Origin of the sequence: Sphingomonas sp. (genome assembly GCF_031361285.1) — a bacterium.
GTDB lineage: Bacteria > Pseudomonadota > Alphaproteobacteria > Sphingomonadales > Sphingomonadaceae > Sphingomicrobium.
The window spans coordinates 1-25,515 of record NZ_JANMCO010000075.1 but is presented as its reverse complement, the minus strand read 5'-3'; the positions used below and the strand labels follow the sequence as shown (position 1 = coordinate 25,515).

At 62.7% G+C, this 25,515-nt stretch carries 23 protein-coding genes, 2 tRNA genes and 1 pseudogene; 14 read left to right on the top strand and 12 right to left on the bottom strand.

The annotated features are described in order from the left end of the window. The first annotated feature begins 126 nt into the window (after window positions 1–126). Window positions 127–200, top strand: a tRNA-Gly gene (locus tag RMO25_RS07695). 104 nt (window positions 201–304) lie between these two features. After that, window positions 305–390, top strand: a tRNA-Tyr gene (locus RMO25_RS07690). 94 nt (window positions 391–484) lie between these two features. On the opposite strand, the gene RMO25_RS07685 is transcribed toward RMO25_RS07690, so the two are convergent. After that, the gene (locus RMO25_RS07685; protein ID WP_309662017.1) at window positions 485–817 is read right to left on the bottom strand and encodes a hypothetical protein; all 333 of its coding nucleotides are present in this window, start codon (window positions 815–817) and stop codon (window positions 485–487) included. 365 nt (window positions 818–1,182) lie between these two features. On the opposite strand from RMO25_RS07685, the gene RMO25_RS07680 reads away from it, so the two are divergent. Genes RMO25_RS07680 through RMO25_RS07665 form a run of 4 tightly spaced genes read left to right on the top strand, consistent with a single transcriptional unit; the run spans window position 1,183 to window position 3,422 of the window. Next, window positions 1,183–1,524: a hypothetical protein gene (locus RMO25_RS07680; RefSeq protein WP_309662016.1), complete on the top strand. Its 342-nt coding sequence runs from the start codon at window positions 1,183–1,185 to the stop codon at window positions 1,522–1,524. A gap of 44 nt (window positions 1,525–1,568) precedes the next feature. Continuing rightward, window positions 1,569–2,012 (top strand): hypothetical protein, encoded by a 444-nt coding sequence (locus RMO25_RS07675; RefSeq protein ID WP_309662015.1) that lies wholly within the window; start codon window positions 1,569–1,571, stop codon window positions 2,010–2,012. A gap of 46 nt (window positions 2,013–2,058) precedes the next feature. Beyond that, a complete protein-coding gene (gene rlmB, locus RMO25_RS07670) occupies window positions 2,059–2,799 on the top strand; it encodes a 23S rRNA (guanosine(2251)-2'-O)-methyltransferase RlmB (protein WP_309662014.1) in 741 nt (246 codons plus the stop codon). Then, window positions 2,799–3,422 carry a DNA-3-methyladenine glycosylase 2 family protein gene (locus tag RMO25_RS07665; RefSeq protein WP_309662013.1) on the top strand — a complete coding sequence of 208 codons (624 nt, stop codon included), beginning with the start codon at window positions 2,799–2,801 and terminating at the stop codon, window positions 3,420–3,422. Before rlmB ends, RMO25_RS07665 begins: the two co-directional genes overlap by 1 nt. 218 nt (window positions 3,423–3,640) lie before the next feature. Here RMO25_RS07665 and RMO25_RS07660 read toward each other — a convergent pair whose 3' ends face one another. Beyond that, window positions 3,641–4,708 (bottom strand): retroviral-like aspartic protease family protein, encoded by a 1,068-nt coding sequence (locus RMO25_RS07660; protein ID WP_309662012.1) that lies wholly within the window; start codon window positions 4,706–4,708, stop codon window positions 3,641–3,643. A 234-nt stretch (window positions 4,709–4,942) separates the two neighbouring features. Here RMO25_RS07660 and RMO25_RS07655 point away from each other — a divergent pair, with 234 nt between their 5' ends. Beyond that, the gene (locus tag RMO25_RS07655) at window positions 4,943–5,227 is read left to right on the top strand and encodes a hypothetical protein (RefSeq protein ID WP_309662011.1); all 285 of its coding nucleotides are present in this window, start codon (window positions 4,943–4,945) and stop codon (window positions 5,225–5,227) included. A 13-nt stretch (window positions 5,228–5,240) separates the two neighbouring features. Here RMO25_RS07655 and RMO25_RS07650 read toward each other — a convergent pair whose 3' ends face one another. The 3 genes from RMO25_RS07650 to RMO25_RS07640 all read right to left on the bottom strand — a co-directional run bounded on the left by RMO25_RS07650 (window position 5,241) and on the right by RMO25_RS07640 (window position 7,811). Beyond that, the gene (locus tag RMO25_RS07650; protein WP_309662010.1) at window positions 5,241–6,425 is read right to left on the bottom strand and encodes a hypothetical protein; all 1,185 of its coding nucleotides are present in this window, start codon (window positions 6,423–6,425) and stop codon (window positions 5,241–5,243) included. 131 nt (window positions 6,426–6,556) lie between these two features. Beyond that, window positions 6,557–7,249: a pirin family protein gene (locus RMO25_RS07645; protein ID WP_309662009.1), complete on the bottom strand. Its 693-nt coding sequence runs from the start codon at window positions 7,247–7,249 to the stop codon at window positions 6,557–6,559. A 37-nt stretch (window positions 7,250–7,286) separates the two neighbouring features. Next, window positions 7,287–7,811: a gamma carbonic anhydrase family protein gene (locus tag RMO25_RS07640; protein ID WP_309662008.1), complete on the bottom strand. Its 525-nt coding sequence runs from the start codon at window positions 7,809–7,811 to the stop codon at window positions 7,287–7,289. 145 nt (window positions 7,812–7,956) lie between these two features. On the opposite strand from RMO25_RS07640, the gene RMO25_RS07635 reads away from it, so the two are divergent. From RMO25_RS07635 to RMO25_RS07615, 5 genes and pseudogenes are all read left to right on the top strand, one after another. Beyond that, complete coding sequence (locus RMO25_RS07635) at window positions 7,957–10,104, top strand: TIR domain-containing protein (protein WP_309662007.1); 2,148 nt, start codon at window positions 7,957–7,959, stop codon at window positions 10,102–10,104. Between the two features lie 29 nt (window positions 10,105–10,133). Then, window positions 10,134–10,673, top strand: coding sequence for a hypothetical protein (locus RMO25_RS07630; protein WP_309662006.1), 540 nt, complete (start codon window positions 10,134–10,136; stop codon window positions 10,671–10,673). Next, complete coding sequence (locus RMO25_RS07625; protein ID WP_309662005.1) at window positions 10,649–12,514, top strand: DUF4231 domain-containing protein; 1,866 nt, start codon at window positions 10,649–10,651, stop codon at window positions 12,512–12,514. The genes RMO25_RS07630 and RMO25_RS07625 overlap by 25 nt, the downstream gene beginning before the upstream one ends. Window positions 12,515–12,741: 227 nt before the next feature. Then, window positions 12,742–13,017: pseudogene (locus tag RMO25_RS13850) on the top strand (toll/interleukin-1 receptor domain-containing protein); the annotation flags it as partial. Between the two features lie 99 nt (window positions 13,018–13,116). Then, complete coding sequence (locus tag RMO25_RS07615; RefSeq protein ID WP_309662003.1) at window positions 13,117–13,776, top strand: FHA domain-containing protein; 660 nt, start codon at window positions 13,117–13,119, stop codon at window positions 13,774–13,776. 32 nt (window positions 13,777–13,808) lie between these two features. On the opposite strand, the gene RMO25_RS07610 is transcribed toward RMO25_RS07615, so the two are convergent. Beyond that, window positions 13,809–16,073 carry a serine/threonine-protein kinase gene (locus RMO25_RS07610; RefSeq protein ID WP_309662002.1) on the bottom strand — a complete coding sequence of 755 codons (2,265 nt, stop codon included), beginning with the start codon at window positions 16,071–16,073 and terminating at the stop codon, window positions 13,809–13,811. 95 nt (window positions 16,074–16,168) lie between these two features. On the opposite strand from RMO25_RS07610, the gene RMO25_RS07605 reads away from it, so the two are divergent. After that, complete coding sequence (locus tag RMO25_RS07605; protein ID WP_309662001.1) at window positions 16,169–16,888, top strand: protein phosphatase 2C domain-containing protein; 720 nt, start codon at window positions 16,169–16,171, stop codon at window positions 16,886–16,888. Window positions 16,889–16,891: 3 nt separating this feature from the next. Here the strand turns inward: RMO25_RS07605 and RMO25_RS07600 are convergent, their stop codons facing one another. From RMO25_RS07600 to RMO25_RS07575, 6 genes are all read right to left on the bottom strand, one after another. Then, the gene (locus tag RMO25_RS07600) at window positions 16,892–18,361 is read right to left on the bottom strand and encodes a PLP-dependent aminotransferase family protein (protein WP_309662000.1); all 1,470 of its coding nucleotides are present in this window, start codon (window positions 18,359–18,361) and stop codon (window positions 16,892–16,894) included. Window positions 18,362–18,475: 114 nt separating this feature from the next. Then, window positions 18,476–20,560 (bottom strand): M13 family metallopeptidase, encoded by a 2,085-nt coding sequence (locus RMO25_RS07595; RefSeq protein WP_309661999.1) that lies wholly within the window; start codon window positions 20,558–20,560, stop codon window positions 18,476–18,478. Between the two features lie 105 nt (window positions 20,561–20,665). Beyond that, a complete protein-coding gene (locus RMO25_RS07590; RefSeq protein WP_309661998.1) occupies window positions 20,666–21,307 on the bottom strand; it encodes a hypothetical protein in 642 nt (213 codons plus the stop codon). A gap of 223 nt (window positions 21,308–21,530) precedes the next feature. Then, window positions 21,531–22,625 carry a site-specific integrase gene (locus tag RMO25_RS07585; protein WP_309661997.1) on the bottom strand — a complete coding sequence of 365 codons (1,095 nt, stop codon included), beginning with the start codon at window positions 22,623–22,625 and terminating at the stop codon, window positions 21,531–21,533. A 492-nt stretch (window positions 22,626–23,117) separates the two neighbouring features. Beyond that, window positions 23,118–23,285: a helix-turn-helix domain-containing protein gene (locus RMO25_RS07580; protein WP_309661996.1), complete on the bottom strand. Its 168-nt coding sequence runs from the start codon at window positions 23,283–23,285 to the stop codon at window positions 23,118–23,120. A gap of 104 nt (window positions 23,286–23,389) precedes the next feature. Next, entirely contained in the window at window positions 23,390–24,094 is a 705-nt protein-coding gene (locus RMO25_RS07575) for a hypothetical protein (RefSeq protein WP_309661995.1), read from the bottom strand. Window positions 24,095–24,488: 394 nt separating this feature from the next. Here RMO25_RS07575 and RMO25_RS07570 point away from each other — a divergent pair. Further along, the coding region (locus RMO25_RS07570; protein WP_309661994.1) for a VCBS domain-containing protein at window positions 24,489–25,515 on the top strand (1,027 nt) is incomplete at its 3' end.

Genomic DNA, 25,515 nt, shown 5'->3' with positions numbered 1-25,515 from the left:
CGCGAAGCAAAAGCCAGCGCCGTAACAAATTAGCCGCGGCCCCTGCGACGCGCAAGCTTTCGCGCTGCTGAACGCGGACGCGGTTGACGCGGTGAAGCCGCCGATGGCATTGGTCCCTGCTCGCGGGCGGGTGTAGCTCAATGGTAGAGCAGAAGCCTTCCAAGCTTACGACGAGGGTTCGATTCCCTTCACCCGCTCCATAATCCGACCTCGCGAAGTGAGATTGAGATTTTGGAGCGCCTTCGCTTCCCGCGAGTTGGGACAATTGACAGCACACCGGCCCGTGGCCATGTGCCGCGCCTCTGGAGAGGTGGCCGAGTGGTTAAAGGCAGCAGACTGTAAATCTGCCCGCGCAAGCGTACGCTGGTTCGAATCCAGCCCTCTCCACCACGATCTGAACGAACGACACCCAAACGCCGTCAAACGCCAATAAACTTAACCTTGGTTAGATATAAATTAGCAGTTCCATCGATTCTGGCTTAAGTTACTGCTGACTCGGGCGCAGTTTCGCGGCAGTGTCGAGTTGCGTTTGGGAGGAGCTCGGGTGGCCATCGCGGCAGCAGGTTCGCATGATCCTGCACAAATTGATGACGTTGTGGCGAGCCGCGTGGCGCGACTGAGCGCTGGCCAACTTGATTGCCTCCTCCTGGTCGACCAGCATTTGTCGTCCAAGGAGATCGCCAACGAACTCCATATCTCCTCGCATACCGTCGACCAACGCATCCGGGGAGCGCTTCATATTCTGTGCGTCGAGCGCCGCAGCCAGGCCGCTCGCCTCGTCTCCCGCCACTGCGGCCCATATCAGCGGTTGATACATCAATCGCCGTATGTTGAGCCGGACGACGGGACCGCCCAGTCCGATGGGGCGGTCAGTATTCAGATTCGGCACGCTGACCGAGCAGGGGGGACCGGAACCGCTGGTTTCATAACCGAGCAGAGGCCAGCGACCTTCCGGCCCTCCCTGCAGATGCCGTTCGCAACGAGGAGCAACCCCCGGAATGAGATGAGCGTCGGCCAGCGATTGCTGTGGATATTTCTGATCGCGACCGGAGCAGCTTTTTCGGTGGGGATGTACCTCGCTGGGCTCGAAAGTCTCGGAAGACTCCTCAACCGCTAGATCCTTCGCCGCTTACTCCGACAACAGACCCGGCGCATTCGCGTGCGTTCGGGGAAGGAGCAGACATGCGCAAACAAATGATCGAGAACGCTGCTTACGAAGTCGCCACCCAGGTCCGGGCCGTCGAAGACAGCATTGACCTCGCGCTCGCCGAGCTTGGCGAACTTCAAGGCAAGATGGTGCGCGTCCGGTCGGTTGCGGGCATCGGCGTCGGAACGGGCCACGAAGCCTTCGAACAACTAGCTGGAGCGCTGACCGCCTTGGTCGGGGCTCGCGGGTCGATGGTCGGCTGCCACGCCGCGTTGGTCGACGCCAAGGGCCAGGTGCCGGGCTTGCGCACGGTTGGGTTCGGCGACGAAGGCGATTGCCCCAAAATCGCACGCACCGATTTGCGCATCGTCGCCTGAAATGGGATTGACCGGGCAATGCAAGCATTGTCCGGTCACTTTGCATGATACGGCTGATCATCTTCAATACGCTCCTGGTCGGGGCGTGCGGATATGCCCTTTGGCGCGGACGCTCGGACGAGCGGCTGGCGGCGATTGCCTGCATCATTGCAACCGCGGCCAGCATTGCCCTCGTCGCCCCCGCCGGCCTGCGCTACGCGAGCGTCGAACTCGGCGTCCTGATCGTCGACGTCTTCACCCTTGGCGCATTCACCTTCGTTGCCCTTAGGTCCGATCGCTTCTGGCCGTTGTGGATTAGCGGCCTCCAGCTAACGACCAGCACTGCGCATTTCTTAAAGGCGCTGGATCCCGACATGGTCCCGATCGCTTATGCCGCGGCCGGCCGCCTGTGGAGTTATCCAATCTTGCTGATCCTGGCGGTTGGCACCTGGCGATCGCGCCGCCGGCTGCACTTCCAGCCAATCGACGCGTCCGCATACCGGCCATAACCTCCGGCTTGCCAGCCCGCCGCTGTCGCCGCATGAGCGCTCGCCAATGGCCAGGCACAAACGCTCTCACCCCCACGGCTCACCCAATCGCCCGCGCATGTGGGGTAAGCACGCGGTCGCTGCGGCGCTCGACAATCCCGAGCGCAAGGTTCTGCGCGCCTGGGCGACCCAAGAGACCGCGGGCCTCATGCAATTTCCAAAAGATGTCCCGGTGACGTTTGCCGACGTCGCCGACCTCGGCCGGCTGGTACCGCACGACGCCCCGCACCAGGGCGTCGTGATCGAAGTCGAACCGCTCGAGGATATCTGGCTCGGGGACATTATCAGCAGCGCGCCGGAGCAAGCTCTCCTGCTGGTCCTCGACCAGGTCACTGATCCACACAATGTCGGCGCTATCTTGCGCTCGGCGGCGGCGTTCGGGGCCGTTGGCATCGTTACCCAAGACCGCCACTCGCCGCCCGAAAGCGGGGCCCTGGCCAAGGCCGCATCGGGAGCGCTTGAGCGGGTGCCGTGGGCACGGGTCGTCAACCTGGCCCGCGCGCTCGACGAAATCGGCGAGGCGGGCTTCTGGCGGGTGGGACTGGCTGGGGAAGCCGAGATGGATTTGAAAGACGCGCTGGGGCCGGCGCGCGTCGCCTTGGTACTGGGTGCCGAAGGCCCCGGCTTAAGGCCCAATACGCGCGAGCATTGCGACGCCGTCGCCCGGTTGCCGATCAGCGCCGCAATCGAAAGCCTCAACGTGTCCAATGCGGCCGCGGTCGCGCTTTACGCGGCGAGCATCGCCTGATGGTCCGCACTGCCGCGTCGCTTAGTAAAAGCATCGACGCGCTGGCCGCGCTCGAACCGGGGTTCGCGGCGGTGCTTAAGCAGCACGGCAAGCCCGAACCGCGCAACAGCGAGCGCGGGGCGATCACTTTGTTGCGAACCATCGTCGGCCAACAAGTCAGCGTCGCCGCGGCGCGATCGATGTGGGCCAAGCTCGAAGCCGCCTATGGCACCCCGCCGGATTTGACGCGCATCCTCACGGCAAGCGACGAGGACCTGCGGGCGGCGGGCATCTCGCGCCAGAAAGCGGGCTATTCGCGCAGTCTTGCTGGGCTGATCCTGTCGGGCGAGCTCGACCTCGCCCATCTGCCATCCGACGACGAAGAAGCGATCGCGCTGCTGACCAAGATCAAGGGCATCGGCCGTTGGTCGGCGGAAATCTATTTATTGTTCGCCGAAGGCCGGCCCGACGTGTGGCCAGCCGGCGATCTCGCGGTCCAGGTTTCGATCGGCAAAATGCTCGGACTCAAGGAGCGCCCGACCGAAAAGCAATTGCGCGACTTGGGCGAAACCTGGCGCCCGCATCGCGGTGCCGCCGCCGTGCTCGCCTGGCACAATTATAATGCGGTGGGGACGGCGCTGTAGCGCGTTGCCATGTTTGGCGTTTGCCGGAGCAGATCTGGCCGTGACCGCGCTCCGCCCGAAATTCGCCAGGACATATCTCCGGGAGGTGCAGCTTGGCTGGCACCATGTGAGCGATGGCTCGGTAGCTGTCTTGGGCATGCTGGCAATCTGAGTCTTTGCCGGCGCTGTCGAGACTGCGCTTTCTCGATTGCATTGTCGCTAGCCGACTTGGTCCTGAATTACCGTCGGCACACTTCGGTACTATCGCTCGAAAGGCGCGTGAGGGACGTCGTCGGCGAGGTGCTGATCACAATCCCGGTTGACTCGCAATGCCGCAATTGGAAGCGGACTTTGCGCCGCCGAAAGTCGAGCGATATCCGGCGGAACACTTCGAGCAGGTCGGTCCCCAGCAGCAACGCAGGCTGGTCGGAAAGGCCAAACACCGCGAACGGTGGCACCTGCGCAAAGGCAATCGGCACATTGCGCAGGGTTATCGAGCCCAGCTGAAGTTCGGCAATCGTGGCAATTTGCAAATCGATGGTTACCCCGGTGACACCGGTCGCGGCGACCGTTGTGAACTTGTCCCGATTGCCGCGGATCAAACGGTCGCGAAGCGCAAGATTGCCGATCGTGATTTCCGATCCGGTATCGATGACTGCGTCGACCGGCAAACGAGCGGCGCGGACCTGGGTCAGGATCAATTGGCCACGCCGGCGCCGTGCCGTCACGACGATCTCGCCATCCAGCATTCGTGCGGGCTGTCGCGCGTCTTCGACCTTGATCACGCGCTTTTCGAAATCCATCAACAGTCGCTGCTCGACGAGTGCGTCGATGCCGACCATGCCCTCACCGCCCAAGTCCCGTTCCATCAACACCGGAATCTGCAGGTTCCTGATTGTGCTCTGTCCCAGCGACAGCTGGTCGACCAGGACGCGGTCGACGCGGCCGCTGGCCGTCATGCCGTGCAGCATTACCGGCGTGCCAGCCGGCAATTGCAAGTCGCGAGCGATGCGCTGTCCGACGACCGAAGTGTCGGCGCCGCTGTCGACGACAAAATGGTAGGGGCCGCGATCATTGAGCTTGACCTCGACGGTCATGCGCGTGCGAACCTTGCGCGCGTTGATGTCGTCTCCACCAATGGCCAGCGTATCGTCGATCGCGGCCGGCGGAAGCGGGGCCATATTCGAGGGCGGAGCGGGGGTTGGCTTGCGTTTGGTGAAGGCTGGCACGGCCGCCACGACGTCGCCCGGCATTGCCGAAAAGATCAGTCCCAATGCCAGGCACAGGCTGTAGCGACGCTTAAGCAAGCGCTTCCTCCCCCCAAATTCGCCGCCCCGCGCTATCCTTGGCACCGTCCGCTTGCCATTCAAAGAGAACATTAGCGCCTAACGACCCGATGTCCTTCATCGCTACCTCAGCGCCCCAAACTCTCCTTTCGACGCGACCAAGCGCGTCGTCGCGGGATTGGGCGGCATTGTGCCTGCTGCAGCGACACCTATGATGTCCGCGCTCGGTTGGAGACGGCAATGTTGCTGCTATTGATGACCATCGCCCAGCCCGTGGCTGCGATTAGCGCAATCGAGCCGCGGCAATTGACGGAAAAGCGGTGCAAAGCCGGCGCCGATCGAGAAACCGGCGAAATTGTCGTTTGCGCCAAGCCACCGCAAGACTATCGCCTTGGCCCAGAGGCACCTCTTGGTCCGGCGCTGCCACCCGCGTCGGTTAAGCTTTCCGGCAATGTCGCAGCAAAAATTCACGTCGAACAACAAGACGTCGGCGGCTTTCCGAGCAACCGGGTCATGCTGTCCGTCAAACTTCGTTTCTAAGCCGCCCTAACACCTACGTCCGGACGCCGACACTGTGCTGGCGCGCACCAAGCCCGCGAAAGATGCGCGGGCCGAGGTCGAGGCGCAACGGGGCCATTTTCTCGACCTGGGTATCACGCCCGACGACATAACTGGTGGACGTCTGACCGTCCCCGCCGCTCCATTTGTAGAGAGCGTTGAAGCCCACCAGCGGGACGAACAGGCGCCGCCCGCCAACCTCATACTGACGCATCTGTTCGCGCGTCAGGCTGACTGCACTTTGCATGGCAATGCGCGTCAGCGGTTGGATCGCCGGGATCCGTTGGCCCTGGGCAACGGGGTGGGCGAAAAACGCGCCGATCTCCGCGTCCTGCTCGGGACCGGCGTTGAACATGCTGGCTTCGACCAGCACTTCGCGCGCCGGCGCGGTGCCGGAATTGTACACCTCGACTTCGAACTGAATCGTCGCGCCGTCCTCCTCGACGACGCAACGCCCTGGCAGGAAGGCGATCTCGAGCCACGGGCGCAGCCTGGTTGAGACGATGCCCGACGGCGTCGGCGAGGGTTGCGGGGGAGCAGGTTTCGAAGGCGCCGACTGCGGCGCAGGTGCAGGTGGCGGCGCGGCGCGAGAGCGGGGCTGCGGCGGGAGCTCCGGCAGCGCCAATTCGAGATAGTCCGAATCCCCGCCGGCGGTCGCATATCTTGGTTGCGACCGCCGGCGACATGCGGCGAAGGCTGCGCCGGCCCCGAGCAAAAGCAAGGCCAGCAGCCACGGGAGATGGCCGCTCGATGAGCTCGCGGTCGCATCGACGGGCGCAGTCGGCGTCGATTTAAAACTGGGCTGGGCGGCCGGCCCTGGCATCGGCCCGGCCACGATCGCGTCGGGCAGTGCACCGGCGGGCGGTAGGGTCACGGTCACCGGCGGTGTCGACGCTGATCGCGGGGGCGTCGCAGTCGGCGCTCGATTGCGCGGCTGTGTTACGCTGGACGGGGTCGTGGTCGCTGGCCGCGTCGCGGCCGGTGCAGGAACCGGGCGGACGGGCGTCGGCGGTGCCGCGCGTGTGACGGTGCCGTTCAGTGTAAAATCCTGCAAGTCGCGCGGGCCGATGCTGTCGGTGGCCGGGGTGTTGGTTGCGGGTGCGGCGTCCTGCGCCAGCAAGGGCGCAGGCGCCAGCGCTAGCGCTAGCGCAAACGCCGATGCCACGATGCCAAAGCGCACGCCTGCCCTCATTTCATCCCGTTCATTACCGTTGAATCGCACAGCCTTCCGGCGCGCGCCGGTGCCTCATGGCGCGCAATCCCAAGCTCTTCAAGCATAGCGTCGATGAATGGAAGGCGACTCGGGCCAGGTTAACAGGCGTCGACCAGCACCAGCTCGGCGTCGTCTTTCGCCTCTATCCGCACTTTGTCCTCACCGGTGATGGCAACGCCGTCGCGCGCCTGCGCCTCGACGCCATTGACCCGCACCCGCCCGCTCGGAACCAAATAGAGGTGACGGTCGGGCGAAGCGTCGATCTCGATGGCCTCGCCGGCCTTGACCGTAGCCCCGAAAATCCGTGCGTCGGCGTTGATGGTCAGCGCGCTGTCGTCCTGATTGCCGCTCGCCAGCAGCTGGAATTGGCCGTCGCGCACATCCTTGGGAAACGGCTTTGCGCCCCAGCCAGGCTGGGCGCCGGGACGGTCGGTCTCAATCCAGATCTGGAACAAGGTCGTGTCCTCGTCCTCGAGGTTGAACTCGGCGTGGGTAACGCCGGTCCCGGCGCTCATCACTTGGACATCGCCGGCGCCGGTGCGGCCCTGGTTGCCAAGCGAATCCTGGTGCGTGATCGCGCCGGTCCGCACGTAAGTGACGATTTCCATGTCGCGATGCGGGTGCGGCGGGAAGCCGGACTTGGCCGCGATCTTGTCGTCATTCCAGACGCGGATTTTGCCCCAGCCCATGCGGGCCGGATCATGATAATCGGCGAAGGAGAAATGGTGGCGGGCATCGAGCCAACCGTGGTCGGCGTGGCCGAGCGAAGCGAAGGGGCGAATGTCGATCATGCGGGCAAGATGGCGAGCGGCGGCGGCGCTTCAAGTATCAGCGATGTAACCGCAGCGCCTGCGCATAATGCGCCGCCTTGTCGGCATAATGGGAAGCGGAGACGCGGATCGCGGCTTTCTCGTCGTCGGTCAGCGGCCGAACCACGCGCGCCGGCGCGCCAACGATCAGGCTGCCGGGCTCGAATGTTTTGCCTTCGGTAATCAGCGCCCCCGCACCGACCAGGCATTCCGTACCCAGCACCGCGCCATTGAGAATGCGCGCGCCCATGCCGATCAGGCAGTCGTCGGCGATGATGCAACCGTGGAGGATCGCCTGGTGGCCAACGGTGACGCGGGCGCCGATGGTTAGCGGCGCGCCCGGATCGGAATGGCCGATCGCGCCGTCCTGGATATTGCTGTCGTCGCCGACCAGGATCGGCGTATTGTCGGCGCGGATCACGGTCCCGAACCAGACACTCGCCCGCGACCCGAGCCGGACGTCGCCGATCAGGTCGGCCGACGGCGCCGCCCACGCTCCATCACCCAGGGAAGGCATAAGACCATCGAGTGCATAGAGCGGCATCCGGCCCGCCTAATTCATGCCGCGGCCGCACGCCAGACCGGACAGGCTTTCCAAGTGCTTGATTATAGGCGTAGCGTAGCCAGCCAGCTGGTTGGCGGTTACCGCCAACTTTGATAAATCGCGGGAGCGCAGCGGGGGCCGACCGATGCCGAAGGTTGCCCGACTATCGAAGTGGGGCCGAGTCCGCGGCAGTAAGGCTGGACCGCGCGCGGCCAACGCTCATCCCCTGAAATATCACGCCTTCCTGAGCTACAGCCACGTTGACGCGGCGACGGCGGACTGGTTGCACGGCGCGCTCGAGCGGTTTCGCACTCCGGGAGCGTTAGCCGGCCGGCTGACCCAGAACGGCGCGATTCCCCGACGCCTAACGCCGATTTTCCGGGACCGGCACGAGCTCCCGGCGTCGCAGGACTTGGGCCGGGACATTCAGGACGCGCTGGATTCGTCGCGTTTCCTGATCGTCCTGTGCTCGCCGGCGGCGGCGGCTTCGCACTGGGTCAACGCCGAGATCGTCATGTTCAAGCGGCACCGGCCCGACGGCTGCGTGTTGGCCGCGATCATCGCTGGCGAGCCGTTCGCAAGCAGCATGCCGGGGTGCGAGGCGGAGGAGTGCCTGCCGGCCGCCCTGCGCCATAAATATGACCGCCGCGGGCGCCCCACCGCGCACGCCGCCGAGCCGCTTGCGGCCGACCTTCGCGATCATCGCGACGGCAAGCGCCTTGGCTTGCTGAAGCTCATTGCCGGCATGCTCGGGGTCGGGCTCGACGAGCTCGTCCAGCGGGAAACCCATCGCCGCCAACGCCGGCTGGCGATCGTCGCCAGCGCTTCCATTGCCGGCATGGCCATCACCAGCACGCTTGCCGTGTTCGCGCTCGACTCCCGCGACGAAGCGCGCGACCAGCGGCGCGAGGCCGAAGGGTTGGTCGGCTTCATGCTCGGCGATCTGCGAGACAAGCTTGAACCGGTGGGCAGGCTCGACGCGCTCGACGCTGTTGGCAGCCGCGCCCTCGCTTATTTCCAAAAGCAGGACAAAAGCAGCCTGTCGGACGCCGCGCTGGTGCAACGATCGCGAGCGCTCAGCTTGCTTGCGGAAATCGCTACCCTGCGTGGCGACTTCGACGGGGCGCTGCGCCGTTACGACGAAGCGATGGCCGGCACGGCGGAGATGGTGCGCCGGTCGCCCGATGACCCGCAGCGCTTGTTCGACCACGCCCAGAACGTGTTTTACGTCAGCGATATTGACCGGCAACGCGGCCAGATGGGGCGCGCCGAGACCGCCTTGCGGGAATATAAGCGCCTTGCCGACCGGATGGTCGCAATCGACCCAGACAACCGCAAATGGCGCATGGAAACGCAATATGCCGCAGCCAATTTGGGCATCGCGCTGTACGAGCAGCGCCGCTTCCCGGAGGCGAGCCGGCAGTTCCAGGAGGCGCTCAACACCATCGAGCAATTGGCGGCGGCCGAGCCCAACAACAGCGACTATCAAAAATCCGTCGTCAAATCCCTGGCCTGGCTCGCCGATTCCCAGCGCGCTGATGGCCGACTCGACGAAGCGATCGGTCAGCGCGAACGACAGGTGGCGTTGCTTAATCGGCTGATGCAGGGCGGCACCAGCGACGTAGACTACCGGGAAAAGGCGATTCCGGCTTATCGGGCGCTCGGGCGATTATTCGCATCCAAGGGGGAACTCGATCAGGCTTTGGAACAACTGCGGCTGGCGGTGAGCCATGCTGACGAGCTCATTCCAACCGAACCCGGCAATACCAAATGGCGGGAAATCGCCGCGTCGGCCCGACTGGATCTGGCGGAAACGCTGTTGGCCAAGCGCCAGACCGACGAAGCGGCGAGCCAGACCCGAGCCGGCTGCGACCTTGTCAGCGGCCTGACCGTTCGCGATCCTAGCGTGGTGGCATGGCGCGCCCTCGCCCGGTCCTGTCTGACGATGCGGACCAGGATTGCCCTCACCGCCGGCGCAACCGGAGAGGCGCTGTCGCTGGCCGAACGGGCGCTGGCCGACGCGCAATCGGCAAAATGGACCGACCAAGTCGAAAAACGTTACACTATTGCCGGGGCGTACCGACTGGTCGGTGACATTCAGCGTCAAATCGGCGATCAAGGGGCCGCCCGGTCGGCTTGGCAGGCGGGGTTCGCTTTGCTGCCGCAGGGGATCAAGGAAAAGCCCCCCGAAACCAGCGAGCGCGCGGAATTGCTGCAACGGGTCGGAAGGACCCAAGAAGCCAAGCAGCTGAAAACCGGGCTTGAGACGATCGGATATCGAAAACCGGGTTAAATTCGAAGGGCAACAGGAGGGACCAAAGCATGAGCAACAAACCGCGCCCCGTAACTATCAACAGCCATCAGGATTCGCACGGAAAAATTACCTTCGACATGGTCGAGGACAGCAAGAATACCGACACCTTGGTGTTCAACAAAACCAAGGACAACATGAAGAAGACCGAGAATTACGACATCCACTTCACGCTCGTGAACAACGACGGCCTGAAACTGGCGTTCGTCCAGGATATGAACGACGTGATGTGGGTCGCCAAGGGCAGCAAATCGTCGCCGCCGGGCTGTCCCGTCAGCCACATCAGCGACCCCGAGTTTACGGTTACCGGCGTGACCGCAGCCACACTCGACGTCACCAACACGGATTTGGATGAGTGCAAATTCAAGTTCGTGCTGAACTTCATCGATACCGGAAATCACAACAAGGCGGTGCAGTTTGATCCCATTTACGACAATCAGAATGGCGGCTTCAAACCGCTGAACACACTATCAAGCTACGTCATTATTGGTGGGCTGGCCGCCGCCGGGGCATTGTTGGTCGCGATGTGCACAATGAATCGGATGGGCTGACCGCGCTGACCAGCACCAAGGGCAAGCCGTTGGCCGAGGAGCGCGGGACCAAGTCCCCGCCACAGGTTCCGTTCGTGCTGTGCGTCGGGATTACCGGCCACCGGCATGAGGCCTTGCCGCCCGACTATCTAGCCGGATTGCCCCAAAAAATCCGCGACGCTCTCCAAATGCTGATGCGCGGCGCCGTGGCGGTTCAAGCCAGCGCTGCCGATTGTTTCGCTTGCACCGACCCGCACTTCGTGTTCGTGTCTGCGCTCGCCGACGGGGCCGACCAGATGGCCGCCGAAGTTGCCTTGAAGCTGGGTTTTTCGCTGCAGGTTGCGCTGCCGTTCGTCCGCGATGATTACCGCCGTGATTTCACGCGCGCTGAGGCCGCGACGCGATTCGATGCCCTGATCGACAAAGCGGACCGAGTTCTTGAGCTGCCGGGTTCGCGCGATGACGAGCCGGAAAGCTATATGATGGCCGGCCGCGCCATTGTCGCCCATTGCGACGTCCTCATCGCGGTCTGGGATGGCTTGCCGGCCCGCGGCCGCGGCGGCACCGCCGAAGTCGTCGAACTGGCGATAAAGCGCGGGTCTCCGGTGATCCATCTGCCCGTCGACGGCGTCATGCCGACGCGGATTGTATGGAGCGCGTTCGATCCGATGGTGGTGACGGAGGGACTGCAATCGACCGCCGAGCGACCATTCGACGTCAAGCATGTGGAGCAGACCTTGGCGGCCGAATTGTTACCGCCGACAAATTCGCAGGAACGAACCTTTCTCAAGCAGTTCGCGCATGAGCGGCGGCGCGGCTATCGCATCAGGGTCGAATATCCGCTCCTGTTGGCGGTGACCGGCGTCAAGCGTTTCAGGCCAGGCAATTTTCGCGACTCCCATTGCGCCGCTCAAATCGAAGAGGAATGGCTAAGCTACCCGGACGTCCAATTTGAACCTGACAAAGCTGGACCCACCGTCGATTTGCTGAAGGAGGCCTACAGCTGGAGCGACCGGCTGGCCGGCCAATTCGCCCAAACCTACCGCAGCGGCCACGTCTTCAATTTCGTCCTTGGCGGGATTGCCGTTTGCATCGGCCTGAGCGGTTTCATGGCACCCCATGCCAGCCTGCAACTAGCGCTAGTCGAATTCATCATTACGCTGGCCATCATCCTCAACACCAAGATGGGGGTGCGCAACCAATGGCACCGGCGCTGGCTCGATTATCGCCAGTTGGCCGAACGCCTGCGCCCGATGCGCAGCCTCAAACTGCTCGGCATCGCCGCGCCCGATCCACCCGGGAGCATCACCAACCCGGTGTCGGCGCGCTGGATCGATTGGTATGCCGGCGCGATCTGGCGCGTGATGGGATGCCCGGGCGGCGTGATCGACAAGGCCCGCGAAGCCGAGCTGGCGCGGGCCGTGGCGACTTTCGAGATCGCACCGCAAGTTGCCTATCATCACCGCAGCGCCGGCCAGATCGACACGCTCGACCAGCGGCTGGAAAAAGTCGCCGGGTGGCTGTTCCTGGCGACGCTATTTGTCTCGGTTGCCGTCATCGCCGGCTATGCGGTCGCGCCGTTTATCGTTCAGGAATTCAATAGCTGGTTTCAGTTGGTATCGTCCGGCTTCCCGGCCCTTGGTACCGCGGTGTTCGGCATTCGCTTTCAGGGCGATTTCGGCGGCAGCGCGGTCCGGTCGGAGGCGACCGCCAATACTTTAGGGCAAATTGACGCCGAGCTGATGCGAGGCATTGCGCTCCCTCGCGCTGCCGACCTTGCCGAGCAGGCGGCCCGGACAATGCTCTCGGATCTCGACGAGTGGCGGCTGGTCAACCAGCAGCAGGATTTGGGTATGGCCTAGCCCTCAACGGAGGCAAATAGTGCCAAAAGAGGACAGGAACGCCATAATTGCAGCTTGCCCGGCGGACTTCGGGGGTCGACTTTTGGCGTTAGTTAACAGAGAGTAAAAAGCGCGTGTTCGAATCGCGTGCGGCGGAACGCATCTGGTTGGGGGCAACCAGTGACGCGTCTTAGCGGCGTGGTGACGGCCTCCCGTAGGGCCGATGGGTTCACACTTAGGGGTTTTGTTTGTCCGACACTGACATCTTTTTGTCATACAGCAGGGAAGACCGGGCCGCGGCCCGGCACTTCGCTGAATCCTTCGCGCAGGAGGGATTCAGCGTCTGGTGGGATGCCGCCTTGCGTTCGGGTCAAACGTTCGACGAAGTCATCGAGAAGGAGCTGCGGGCGGCCAAAGCCGTCGTCGTGCTGTGGTCGCCTCGCTCCGTTCTTTCGCGTTGGGTAAGGGCCGAGGCGACGCTCGCTGATCGGCGCAACAAGCTCGTGCCGGCGATCATCGAACCCTGCGATCGGCCGATCATTTTCGAACTGACCCATGCCGCGGACCTTTCCGACTGGACGGGCGATCTATCCGACAATCGCTGGCGGACGCTGGTCAATGATTTGCGCCGCCTGGTCGGTGAAGGCGACGAAGCCCTGGATCAACCCACAGCTGCCAAGCCCGTTGCCAAGCCGGAGCCGGCCCCTGCCCCTCAACCACCGGTGGACCCTGTCGCTGTCGACGCGAAACCGCCGCCGCTGGCCAGTATCGACGACTTGATGTTCGCGGCGGCACGGCTGCGCGAGGCGCGCGGCGGGGAGAAGCTCCTGCAACCGACCTCCGATGACGACGATCGGACTCAGTTCTACAAGCGGTCTGACGACTTTCGACAACATGAAAGCGATCAGATCCATTGCTTGCTGAAGCTTGACGGAGAAGTACCGGAAACCAGGTTTGTCGTGAGCGCCGAGGGCCTGAAAGTCGGCCGGACCGCGCCTGCCGATATCATCGTCGCCGGCGCCGGGGTTTCGCGGTCGCATTGCCTGGTGGAATTGGCCGGCGACCAGCTGCGCGTCTCGGATCTCAATTCGACCAACGGCACTTATATCGACAACCAGCGAATTGTCGGCGCCCAAGACCTCCCGGTCGGCGCCGTGCTTCGGGTTGGCAATGTTTCGTTCGAACACGAGATCCGCTCCCGCGCGGAAATCGATCAGCAGAGCAGCGCAATAAGCGGCAATCGGGGCAATCCGCGCGAACCCAAGCTTGCTAGATCATCCTGATCTGACGAATTCCCATCGTCGGACCGCAGAGCTTATTGCGCCGCCGACGACTGCTTGTTGAGGAAGACAATGTAGGCCTTGGTCTGGTTGGCTTCCTTGATCAGCCGATCTGCTTCCTTATCGGACTTCACCCCGCGCCCGGAATCCCTAAGGTTGGCGAGGTATTTGTCATAGTTCTTGGCCAGGCCGGCGTTGGCTTTACGGGTCGCATTCGAGCTGTGGTCGCCCATGCGGATCACCGCTTTCGCCAATCCGCGCGCACCGTCGATGGTGGCGTTGAGCTGAGACAGTTTGCCCGCCGAAAGACCAGTGCTTGATGGAGTGGCTACGACCTCTGCCGCGGCAGTCGGCTTGACGGTTGTGGCGGCTCGCTCAGTCGCCGACGGCAATGCTGTCCCTGCGGTCTTCTTCGCCGTCCGTTGTGCCAATGCTTCGGCGCCGCGCCGGTTCGCGGCCTGCAGGCTATACGTAAACCCCTGCGACTTACCTAGGGCGTCCCGGGCAGCGTTCAAAGATTGGGCGGGATCGGTAGCGGCGGCCGACGCCTGAACCGCAGCGCGCAAAGCCGAAAGCGCATTCCCCACGCTCCCCTGGCTTGCTGCATTGGCGTCCGACGACATTCTCCGGGCCCGGGCCTCGGCATCACTCAGCAAGGCGGCCGTGAACGCCACATTGGCTGCGGCGGCCAGGTGCTTCATCTCATCCGCTTTGGCGGTTGCCGCGGCGGTCTGCTTTGGGTTGCTTTGAAGCGTTCGCAGCGCTGCCGACTGGGTGGCTAGATTATCGCTCGCGGCAATGAGATCGCTGACCGCCGTAGCCGGAGCGCCAGCTTTTTGCGCATCCTCGGCAAGCGAGCGCTCGGCGGGCGCGAGGCCGTCAACCTCAAGATTGGTAACCGGCGTGAAGGTCGGCCCGCTGAGGTTCGGGACGGGCTCGTAACCCGAATTCGAATCCCCTTTGCCGAACAAGAAGGAGCCGGCCGCGACGGCCGCCAGCAGCGCCACGGCACCGCCGCCGGCGAGCATCGCAACGCGCGGCTTCTTATACCATTCGCTCGGCGGCTCCCTGGCACCATCCCGGACAGCGCCAACCGGTTTCTTCTTGGCGGCGGCTGCCCGGTCGAGGGGCACAACTTCAGGGGTTGTCGCCGCCTCTTGCTCTTCTTCCTCAACTTTGACGGGCTCGGCTTCCTTGCCCTTTTCGGAGTCTTTCTTCCTCTTCGTCGCACCGGTGTCCTCGCCGGCACGCTTGAATTGCACGTCGCCCGGATCTTTCGGCACCTGCGTTTCAAGTGGCTCTTTCTGGTCGAAGCCCGCCTCCGGCGGCGCGACCGGCATGATTTCCTCGGCGGTCACTTCGTGGGCGAAGAAACGAGTCGGCTCCTCGTCCGAGCTGATTTCTTCCTCCACGTCCTTCTTGCCAAACAAAGCGAGCCATTCGCGGATCGACTGCGGCCGCTCGGTCGGACGGATCGTCATGCTAGCGTCGATCGCCTGCAGGAAACGCTTGCCAAAGCCTGGCCACGTGCCCTCGGCGAGCGGCGTCCCCATGCTGCCATGCATCCGCTCGAGAACCTCGGGCGGCTTTTCGCCGGTCACACACTCGTAAAGCACCACCCCGAGCGCGTAGATGTCGGTCCACGGCCCCTGCGGATAGGTCTTCACATATTGCTCGAGCGCCGCGTACGGCGGAGTGTGGAATGTCACCGTCGTGCTGGTTGCTTCGGCGGCTTCGAATCGCGCCGAGCCAAAATCGATCAGGACCGGCCGGCTGTCGTCGGTGATGAGAATGTTCGGCGGCTTGATGTAGCGATGGAGGACACCAACGCGGTGGGCGCGGTCGAGGCCCTCGGCGATCGGCCGGACGATGTTCCACAGGCTGCGTTCGTTGAAGCGCCGCCCGTCCTTGAGCAGCTTTGACAGCGACACGCCGTCTTCAAAGTCCATCACCATGTAGGCGGTGCCATGAACCTCGAACAGGCTGCGAACGCTGACGATGTTGGGATGCCGGGTGGGGGTCGACAAATTCCACAGGAGCTTGGCTTCTTCGACAAACTTCTTGAGCCCCAGCGCGTGCACTTCTTCGACGTCTGAGCCGATCGGCACAACTGTGGATTCGGAATCCCGTTCGCTGATCGAGCTCGGGAAATATTCTTTGATGGCAACCAGTTCGCCGAAAGAGATGCCGCGGCCCTTGTATACTATGCCAAAGCCGCCGACGCCCAGAACGTCTTCGAGACGCCATTCACGAATGACGGTCCCGGCAGGCAACGCCTTGTTGCTGTAGGCCTTACTCACAGCCGACTTCCCCCAGACGAATGCAATGAAGTAAAAGTAAATCGCATGAACCCTCGGCAATTGCTAGTCTCTCTGCTGTGGATGGTAAGCGGGGAGTGAGCGTGGCCTTCGAATGTATCAGCCGAACCGACGTTGGGCTTCGCCGCAAGGTGAACGAGGATTCCATGCTGGTCCGCACCGATCGCGGCCTGTGGGCGGTTGCCGACGGCATGGGTGGGCATGACAAGGGCGACGTTGCCAGCGCCATGGTCACCGAGGCGCTCCTCCGCATTCCGATCGTCTACGGCCTGGATAACCTGCTGGAGGCCGCGGTCGCCGCGCTAAGCCAGGTCAATCGTGAGCTGATTGCCCTGGCTGGGTCGGATGACTCGTCGCGCACCATTGGCAGCACGGTCGTCGGACTGGCCATCGCCAACCAGCAATTTCGCTGCTTCTGGGCCGGCGACAGCCGCGCCTATCGGGTCCGCGACGGGCAGATCGTCCAGCTGTCGCGCGACCATAGCCTGGTACAGGATTTGGTCGACGCGGGGATGCTGACGCCGCAAGAAGCGGACTCGCACCCCAACGCCAACGTCATCACCCGCGCCGTCGGCGTCGCCGCCGACCTCAAGATCGAAACGGTGAGTGGCGACGCTCGGCCGGGCGATCTGTTCCTGCTCGCCAGCGACGGCCTGACAAGGCTAGTCAATGATGCCGAACTGGCCACCGAACTTGCCACCAAAAGCCCCGCCGATGCGGCCGAGAGCCTGGTTGCCGCCGCTCTGGCCCGCGGCGCGCCCGACAATGTGACGATGGTCATCATCAAGGTGACGTGATCTTTAATCCCGGCGATGCGCGCTGGGTCGAAATCGTTTGAGAATTTGCGCGAGAATCCGCACGCCGTCGATGAGTTCGGCCTCGCTCCATCCGGCATAGCCGAGCAGAAAACCATTGCGCGCGAACGCGCGGATCGAGTGCGACGACAATGGAGCGAGGTTGAGTCCCTCGCGCGCCGCTTCCTCCGCCAGCCTTTCGTCGGCGGCGACATCGTGGAAGCGGTCGTCGAGCACGATCGTCAGGTGCATGCCGACTTCCTGAGGAAGCACGACAACGTCCTCGCCGACGTCATTCTCGAGCAGACGCAGGAGCAAATTGCGCCGCTGGTTCAAATGGCCGCGCAACGCCCGCAAATGTTTGGCGAACGCCCCTTCGCTGAAAAATTCGGCCAGGGCAGCCTGGCCCGTCGTTGCAACCTGGGTGCCGAGTTCGGCTCGCCTTGCGACCAGGTCTGCGATCATGGGCCCGGGGCCGGCAATGTAACCGATACGCAAACCCGGGAAGGTCAGCTTCGACAGGCTCCCCAAGGACAGGACCGAGTCACTTTGCCCAAGCGCAGCCAGTGACGGCATCGCCCGCCCGGCGAAGCGAATTTCGCTGTCATAATCGTCTTCGATGAGGATCGTGCCGCTGTCCCGCGCCCAATTTAGCAACTCCAGTCGACGGTTGAGCGCGAGCGGCATGCCAAGCGGAAACTGACGGGCCGGCGTGATCAGCGCGAAACGGGCTTTGGGGTCGAGCGCGATACCGGCCGCAACATTCAGTCCGATGCTGTCGACGGGCACCGGGACGATGGCGAGACCTTCGGCGCGAAGGACCCGGATGGCGGCGCCGTGACCAGGATCCTCGACCCACACTGTATCAGCAAGAGTCCCGAACGAACGAACGATGAGTTGCAAGGCGTCCGAATTGCCCGAAGTAATCAGGATTTGATCGGGGCGGTAATCGACGCCGCGCAACGCATAAAGATGGTTGGCGATGGCCGCGCGAAGCCCGCCATGACCAGCGGCGGTCAGGTCATTCGGCATCGTTTCTGGCCGGCGCCAGCTGCGGCCAAGCAAGCGCGCCCAGGTTTGGTGCGGGAACAGGTTCGTGGCTTGTGCACTGGGATTGAACGGGCGGGCCAAAGCCGCGGGTTCGTCCCAAGTCGCGTCGGCCCGACGGACGTTTTCGACGCCCGCGTTCCGGCTGTGATGTTGGACGAGCGGTTCGACGAAATAACCGGATCCCGCGCGACTGGCGAGATAGCCCTCGGCCGCCAATTGGTCATACGCGGCAAGCGTGACCGTCCGCGATACTTGCAGGTCAAGGCACAATCTTCGCGTCGACGGCATCCGCGCGCCATCGCCGAGCCGCCCGCTCAGGATGATGTCGCGCAACTGGGCGTACAGCTGATGCGTTAGCGTGGCGCCGTCGCCGCGATCGAGAACCACGGCAAGAAATGCCGAGGATTGACCGTCGGGGGCCACCATGGCGGTCAGATCGCTTGAGCAAGACGGGACATTCGACTGTCCGTATCGCGCAATGAGATTTCGACAAGTCGAACGTGGTCGGGGCAAACGCGGAATAATCGGTTGCGTCCGGACTTAGGGGTTAGTTGCCCAGGCTCGGATACGATCCTCTGGGGGAACATACAGCTTGTCACCGCTGGCAACCTTGAAGGCGTCATACCACGCGTCGATGTTGGCGAGCGGCCCGTTGATCCGCATGTAAGGCGGGGCGTTGCTCCCGGTGGCAATTTGGTTGCGGGTGAATTCCGGCGAGAACTTGGCCCGCCACATTTGGGCTCTGCCAAGAAAAAAGCGCTGATCGCCGGTGTAGCCATCGATCAATGGCGCATCAATTCCGCCCAATGAGGCGTGGTACGCATCGAGTGCAATTTGCACACCGTCGATATCGGACATCGCTTCATCGGCCAGCAAGTCGCCTTTTAAATGCATCCCAGGCAGGGGTTCCTGCTGCGAGTATCGAGCACTTAGCTTGCGCCTGATGTCGCTAAGTCGTGACGCATCTGCCGGCGGCAGCCATTGGCGAAGACGGCCGGTCGCGTCGTAATTGATCCCGATGCCACTGAACGCGGCAGCAAACTGGGAGCCGATGGTTGTTCCGTCGGCGCCATAATTGACCGCGTCGTCGGCATTAATGTCGAAGAATGGCGGCACGAGCAGCGCCGCGGGCACTTCGACCGTGTTGGCGGTCGGCGTGTAGTTATACTGGGGATAGAATGGTGTCAGACGCCACGCCGATCGATCATACTTTTGTTTCAGTTCGCGCACCTGCTTGCGCCAATCGTAAGCGGCGGCGCGGGACGCGTTGCCATAAAAGTCATTATCTTTGATCATTAGACCCCGGTAATCGTCGAAATTATCGGGATAACCGACATGGACTTGCAGGCTGCCAAGCTTTTGGCGGGCCCTCGCCTTGCCTTCAGCGCTCAGCCAATCCGTTTGTGAAATCCTGTGGTTGAGCGCCTGTTTCATGAGCGCGGACATATTACTGACCTTGGCCTTAACTTCGGGCGAGAAAAAGCGCTCGACATAGATTGCCCCGACCGCGTCAGGGACCGCGCTTTCAATCACGTTGATCGCGTCGGATTTACGATTGGGACCCGCTTGCAAGCCGGCAAGTGCGCTGGCGGCGAATTGTCGATAGGCATCATAAACAATGGGGCTCAGACGAGCGGCATTGACGTAAGCGGCACCGAACGCCTGCTTCGCTTGCAGCACCTCGATCGGGGCCGAAGCATAGATTTTGGCAATCCCGTTGATTGCCGCCGGTGAGTCGATGACGGTGATCACGTCTCGGGGCAGCCCAGCACCACCGAGGAATGCGTTCCAGTCGAAACCCGGCGCGAGGTTGCGCAACTGCTTGATGGTCACGCGGTGATAATTGTCGCTGACCTCGCGGACCTGTTCATGCGACGAGCTGACCATCGCGATCCGGGTTTCGAGATCGACGATTTGCCCGGCCCGTTCGACGGCATCCGGCCAGCCGATTAGCCGGAGCATGGTCGCGATATGCGCCTGATACGCGGACTTGAGATCACGAAAACTCGGATCGACATAATATTCCGGCCCCGGCAGAATCAATCCGCCTTGGCCGATGTACAGCGCATAGCACTCGGGATCGCTTTGATCCTGGTCGATCTGCAATGTGAACAGGTCCCGGCCGGGGTTCAGTCGCACGGCGATCTGGCGCAGTGTTCCGGGTCCTTCGACCGAACCCATGAGCGCGGCAAATCTGGACTTGTCGGACGCCGCGCCAATAGCGGCCAATTCCGGCGCCAGGGGCGTGATGCCGCGGGCAGCGATGGTCGCCTCGTCCATGGCCGAGCGGCGGAATGCGGACACCAGCGCCTTCGACCCCAAGCGTTCTCCGGCGGGCAGCGCGTCAAGATCGTTAAGCATGGCGTCGATGCGCTGCCCCGCTTCAATCCGCACGTCGCGCCAATAAGCCGCGTTGGGCTGGCCCGATCCAATCTGGGTGCGGCCGAACCAGCCGCCGTTCTGATACATGGCGAAATCGTCGCCTGGCCGAACCGTCGGGTCCTGATCGGCAAGATCGACACCCCACGGGCCGTGCGCCGGTCGCGGCGGGGCCGTTGCCGCGGCAAGCGGGCTCGCCCCGACCGTCAGCATAAGTGCGCAAAGCATGATCGAGCGACGAGACATGGCTGCTCCTGTCGAAACGCGGACTTCCGGCCTAGGAAGTTACGCGACGACTGTGGTCACTACCAATATCCACTTTACTTATAATTATAGTATCCAGATTGCTGATCAGAGTGCGACGGGGATGTAGGTGTAATCGTAGCGTTCGACCCATTTGACCCCGTCGATCGAGGCGTCGGAATATTGTCGGACGGTACCGTCGCGGTTGGCGGTAAAGATCATCCGCTCCTGGGCGGTCTTGCCCGGCGTCCGAACGCTGGGATGGGCCCAAACCAGGACCATTTTGCCGTCAACCAAGCCACCGACAAACTCGCGCCAGCTGCCCGAGGAGTCGGTCCACGTCTGGTGCCATTTGCCGTCGGTCGCAACAAAAGTGTTGAGGCTGCCGCCGTCATAGCCCGGCTCGGACCAATTCTCGCGGATAGTGCAGCCTTGATACAGCTTTTCGATCCGGCTTTCGCCGGCCGGCTGACGATCCGTGGTGTTGATCACGCGCCAGTGCCCGATCCAGAAATCGAACTGGCGGTTTTCCGGCTTGGTGCATGCCGGTGGCGGCGGCGCGGCGGCGGTTGTCGCGCCTGGCGGCGACGCCTGGGCCATGGCCATTTGGCTGGCGATGGCCAGCGCCATTGGCAAAACTAACGCAATCACTTTCATTGGTTCGCCCTTGCTAAAGGCGCGACGATATTCGGGATCGGCGATCCGCCATACGGCCAGTTCGGAGCGCCCCCAGATAACCGGTTGGCGCATTGCGCCCGTTAACCAATGGCGCCCAGGAGAGGACTCGATAGTCGACCTTATCTAATTGAAATTATTGCTTGTTCTTGCGGCACAATCTGAAAAAGGCCCCCAAATAGGCCCCCACAATTATTTGTTGGCGTCGATTATTTTCTACCCGGTCACGTTCGCGTCGGGTTGCCCTCCCAGCTTTCGGGTTAATGCTTAGGACGTTTCCCCGTCGGGGCAAGGCGGGTCAGGCTTTTGCCTGAATTGCTCGAATTAACGCGATGACGTTCGGGTCGTCGAGCGTGTCGCAGTGCGGACGCGGCTCGCTCAGCGACCGGATCAGCTCTCCTTGGCGGTGAGCGGGCACGTTGCCATAGCTTGTGAATGTCGTCAGCACGTCGGCATGGCCCAGGTTCTGCGACCAGGCCTTCATCGTCTCCGCTGACAGGTTGAGCGTCATGGCGTGGCGCACCAGCATATCGCGGAAGCTGTGCGGGTTGAAATAGGGCAAGCCCGCCCGCTCGAACGCGCGGCGGAATATCACATTGATCGGCTGGGTCGTGCGCCAGCCGCTCCGCAAAATGCCGGCCGGCGTAAAGCCGCCATGGGCGTCCAGCCCCATTTGCGTTGCCGGGAACAGCGGATCGTCGCGGCCCCAAAGGTGATCGCGCTCCAGCTCAGCAGCCCAGTCGGTGAAAATGGCCAGTGCTTCCCCGCCGATCGGCATGAACCAGGTGCGAAACGTCTTGGCGAATTTGGTCCGCACATCGCGGGCGTCCTGTTCGACAAAGGCGTCGTCGATATTGACGTGCCCCAGCCGGAACGACGCCAGCGCCGCCACCCGTGCCCCGGTCAACGCGGCGAAGGCAATCAGCGCTCGGTCGCGGCGTTCCAGGATCGTTTCGGCTGGCATGGCGGACAGGACGTGATGGACTTGCGCCAGCGTCGGCACTCGCTTCTCCCGCCGCGCTCGCGCCACCGCCACGTCCTTGTCGCTCAAATTGAAATAGTCTGCGTCGGCATAATGGATATGTGACTTGAAGCCGGGCAGGTGCGCCAGCCAGAAAAAGAAGGCGCGCAGATCGCGCAGCGTCGAAAGCATCGTTGCCTTGCTGATCCGCTCCCCGGTGCGCGCGTTGGTCGCCTTGGCCAGTGTCGCTTTGAACGCGACCGCCTGTTCGCGATGAAACCGCTTGAAATCGCGCGCCTTGGTTGATTCCTCGAACCGGGCGAGCGACTTGGCCACGCCGTCGATCGTCGCCTCGTCGCGGCCCAGCGCTTCCTTCAGATAGGCGAAATAGTCGCGCTTGATCCGCTCGTTTGCCCCACTGTGATTCGTCATGCCGCCGCTTGCCTTTCCAAATCACAATTCAGGGAGGGCGGGGAACGGCCCTTTAGGCGTGGCAAGGCTTCCCCATATTGGACGTCACATCCCGGCAGGATCGACGCCAGCGCGGCTTTCGACGCCCGCCGGTGCATCACGGTTTCGCATGTAGCGCAGATCGCGCGGACGTTTCCGGAATTGGAGTTGAGCGACAGATAATCGACCATGCCAAGCGCGGGCGGGCGCGGCTCCCGGCACCGGAAGCAATAGAGCGTTCCCGGAGGGCAAGGGCGCTTGCGGCTGGCGTTACGGGTCGAAAGGAAGGTCCGGACGACGGCTCCTTGAAATAGTAGCGGACGCCCGCCATCGATCGGCTTCAGGCCGTCGCGCTGCCAATGGCGCACGGTATTCTTATGGACGCCGAGACAAGCCGCCAGTTCGGGAACACTATAGCTCCGGTGCAGCTTGACGGCGCGCGGGTTGACCCGTCGCGCGGCCATGACCTGCCCCTCAGCCTTGCGCCGCGACCAGCCGCCGGATCGACTCCGCTTTCACCAGCGTACGCCGCCCCAACTTGAACGCCTCGAGCCGCCCGTCGCCGATCATCGCATAGATTGACGTGCGCCCCAGCCCCAGGGCCTTTGCCGTGTCGTTGATCGAAACTGCCAATGCTTCCATTTTCGTCACTCCGTTGCTGCCGGCCGGATGCCAGCGAACACGGCAGTGCATTTGCGCGCGTAAAGTTTGAATCGCGGCCGGAAACGGACGAAAACGGGCGGAAACTATTCGTCGATTGCCTGAATACGATCCCATAGCCGCCGCGCGCGAGCGCGAACGGTGCTGTCGGCCGCGCTGTGGTCGTTCGCTGTAATCCAATCTGCCATCGCTCGCTCGACGTCGGCCTGCGTCTTCGGCTTCAAGCTTCCGACATAAAGAGCAGCCGCAATTGCCGCCCACATGTCATCCCAAAATTCCGCTGGTGGCCGCCCGCCCTTCTTCGGTGAGGGTAAGGCTGGTGGAATGGGCGGTGCGATAACTGGCGGCGGTCCAGCCGCTTCAAAATCAAAGGCCATGATTGCCAGCTTGGCCTCGATGACCGCACGCATTTGATCAAAGATTTCACGCCCCGCACTTTCAATGCTCTGATCGCGCGGCCCTTGCAGCCGTCCGCTCGCCATGCGCGTGACGGGAGGCAATTGCTCTTCCAAGCATATGTCGAGAAACTCGCCGACGGCGGCGGACAGCATTTCGAAGGCTTCTGGGTTGGCGGCAATGTCCTTTGTTTTCGAGGAGAGGTCATCAAGAAACGCCTGCCCAATCTCTCCCATTGCTCCAACGGAAACTTTGATTGTAGCGCCAGACTGCAATCGACCGCGTGCGGAATGATTGGCAAACACCGCGCCAATCCGTTCCTCCAAGCCGCGCCGAGCAGCTCCCAGTTCGTGCGTGACTATCAGGGTTAGTTGCGCGCGTTCGCGATCGTTCATCGTTGCACATTCGGCGATCGGCTCGAATGTGTCGAGTGATGGTTCCCCGCGCGCCCCGCCAACACGGCCATCTGCTCTTACTTGAGTCGCCGTTAGCTTAGCGCGAGCGCCGGTGTAAACGGCGTTCGGCTATGAATCGGTTAGAGAAGGAATGTCTCTTTTGGGTTGAAAGTGGACATTAACAGAAATCGCCTCATCGACTATGCCCAGTATCGAACGTGCATTCGCGAGCCATCAGAACTGCCATGGTCCCACTTTGGCACGGCTCCGAAATTAAACCATTGCTATACCTTAGAAAATTCTTCTAGGTTAATTGTTTATTAACGATTCGCCCGGGGGGCGAGTCGGCACGTCGCGCCGTGCTGAAGCGCGAATTCCTCGGGGGGAATTAGACATGGCGACCCAGACTACTGGCGGGGGATCCGTCACATCCTTTACGAACACGCCTCAGGCGAAGGACGACAATTACGTCTTTCTCGAGGACGTCCTTCGAGCGAATACATCGCTTTACGACGCCGCTACAGGCACGATTTTTCTCGACGTCATGGCCAACGACCTTGGCGGCAGCGCTAAGACTCTGTTCTCGGTTGAGGACGGCGATGGCAACCCGCTGACGGCCGACTTCGATCTTCTCGTCAAGGATGTGAACGCGGCCGGGGTGTCGCCCTGGGAGGAAACACTCAACCACAACTGGGTGCGCATCAACAACGGCAAGATCGAATACCGGATTGCCGACGGGTCGGGCATCCCTGGCCAGGGCCGCAGCGTCGATTCGCTCACCGCCGGCCAGGTCTTCGCTGACCAGTTCGTCTATGCGATCCGCCTCGGCAACGGCACGCTGAGCGAAGCGACAGTCAAGATCAACATCACCGGCGCCAACGACAATGCCTCGATTGCTGTGGTCGGCGCGAGTGACAATTTGGTAACGGAATCCGGCGTCAAACCGGGCAACAGCCCTTACCCTGGCGACCCCTCGGCGGGCGGCACTTTGGTCGTCAATGACGCAGATCTTGGCCAGAACCATTTTCAGGACCCATCCCCAGGCTCCCTGAACGGTACGTACGGCGCGTTCACGTTCAATGCGACCACCGGTCAATGGACCTACGCGCTCAATAATAGCGATCCCGACACCCAGTCCCTGGCCCAGGGAGCGAGCGCCACCGATACGTTGACCGTGATGTCGTTTGACGGGACGGCTTCGTACAATATCGTAGTGAACATCACCGGCACCAACGACGCCCCGGTGGCGGTCGCCGACGTCAATGGCGCCGACCTCGTCACCGAGGCCGGGGTCAACCCCGGCAACACCGCCTTTGCCGGCGATCCCTCGGCCGCGGGCAACGTGCTTGCCAACGACACCGACGTCGACACCGGCGCGACCAAGACCGTCTCGGCGGTCAACGGCGTGGCGGGCAACGTCG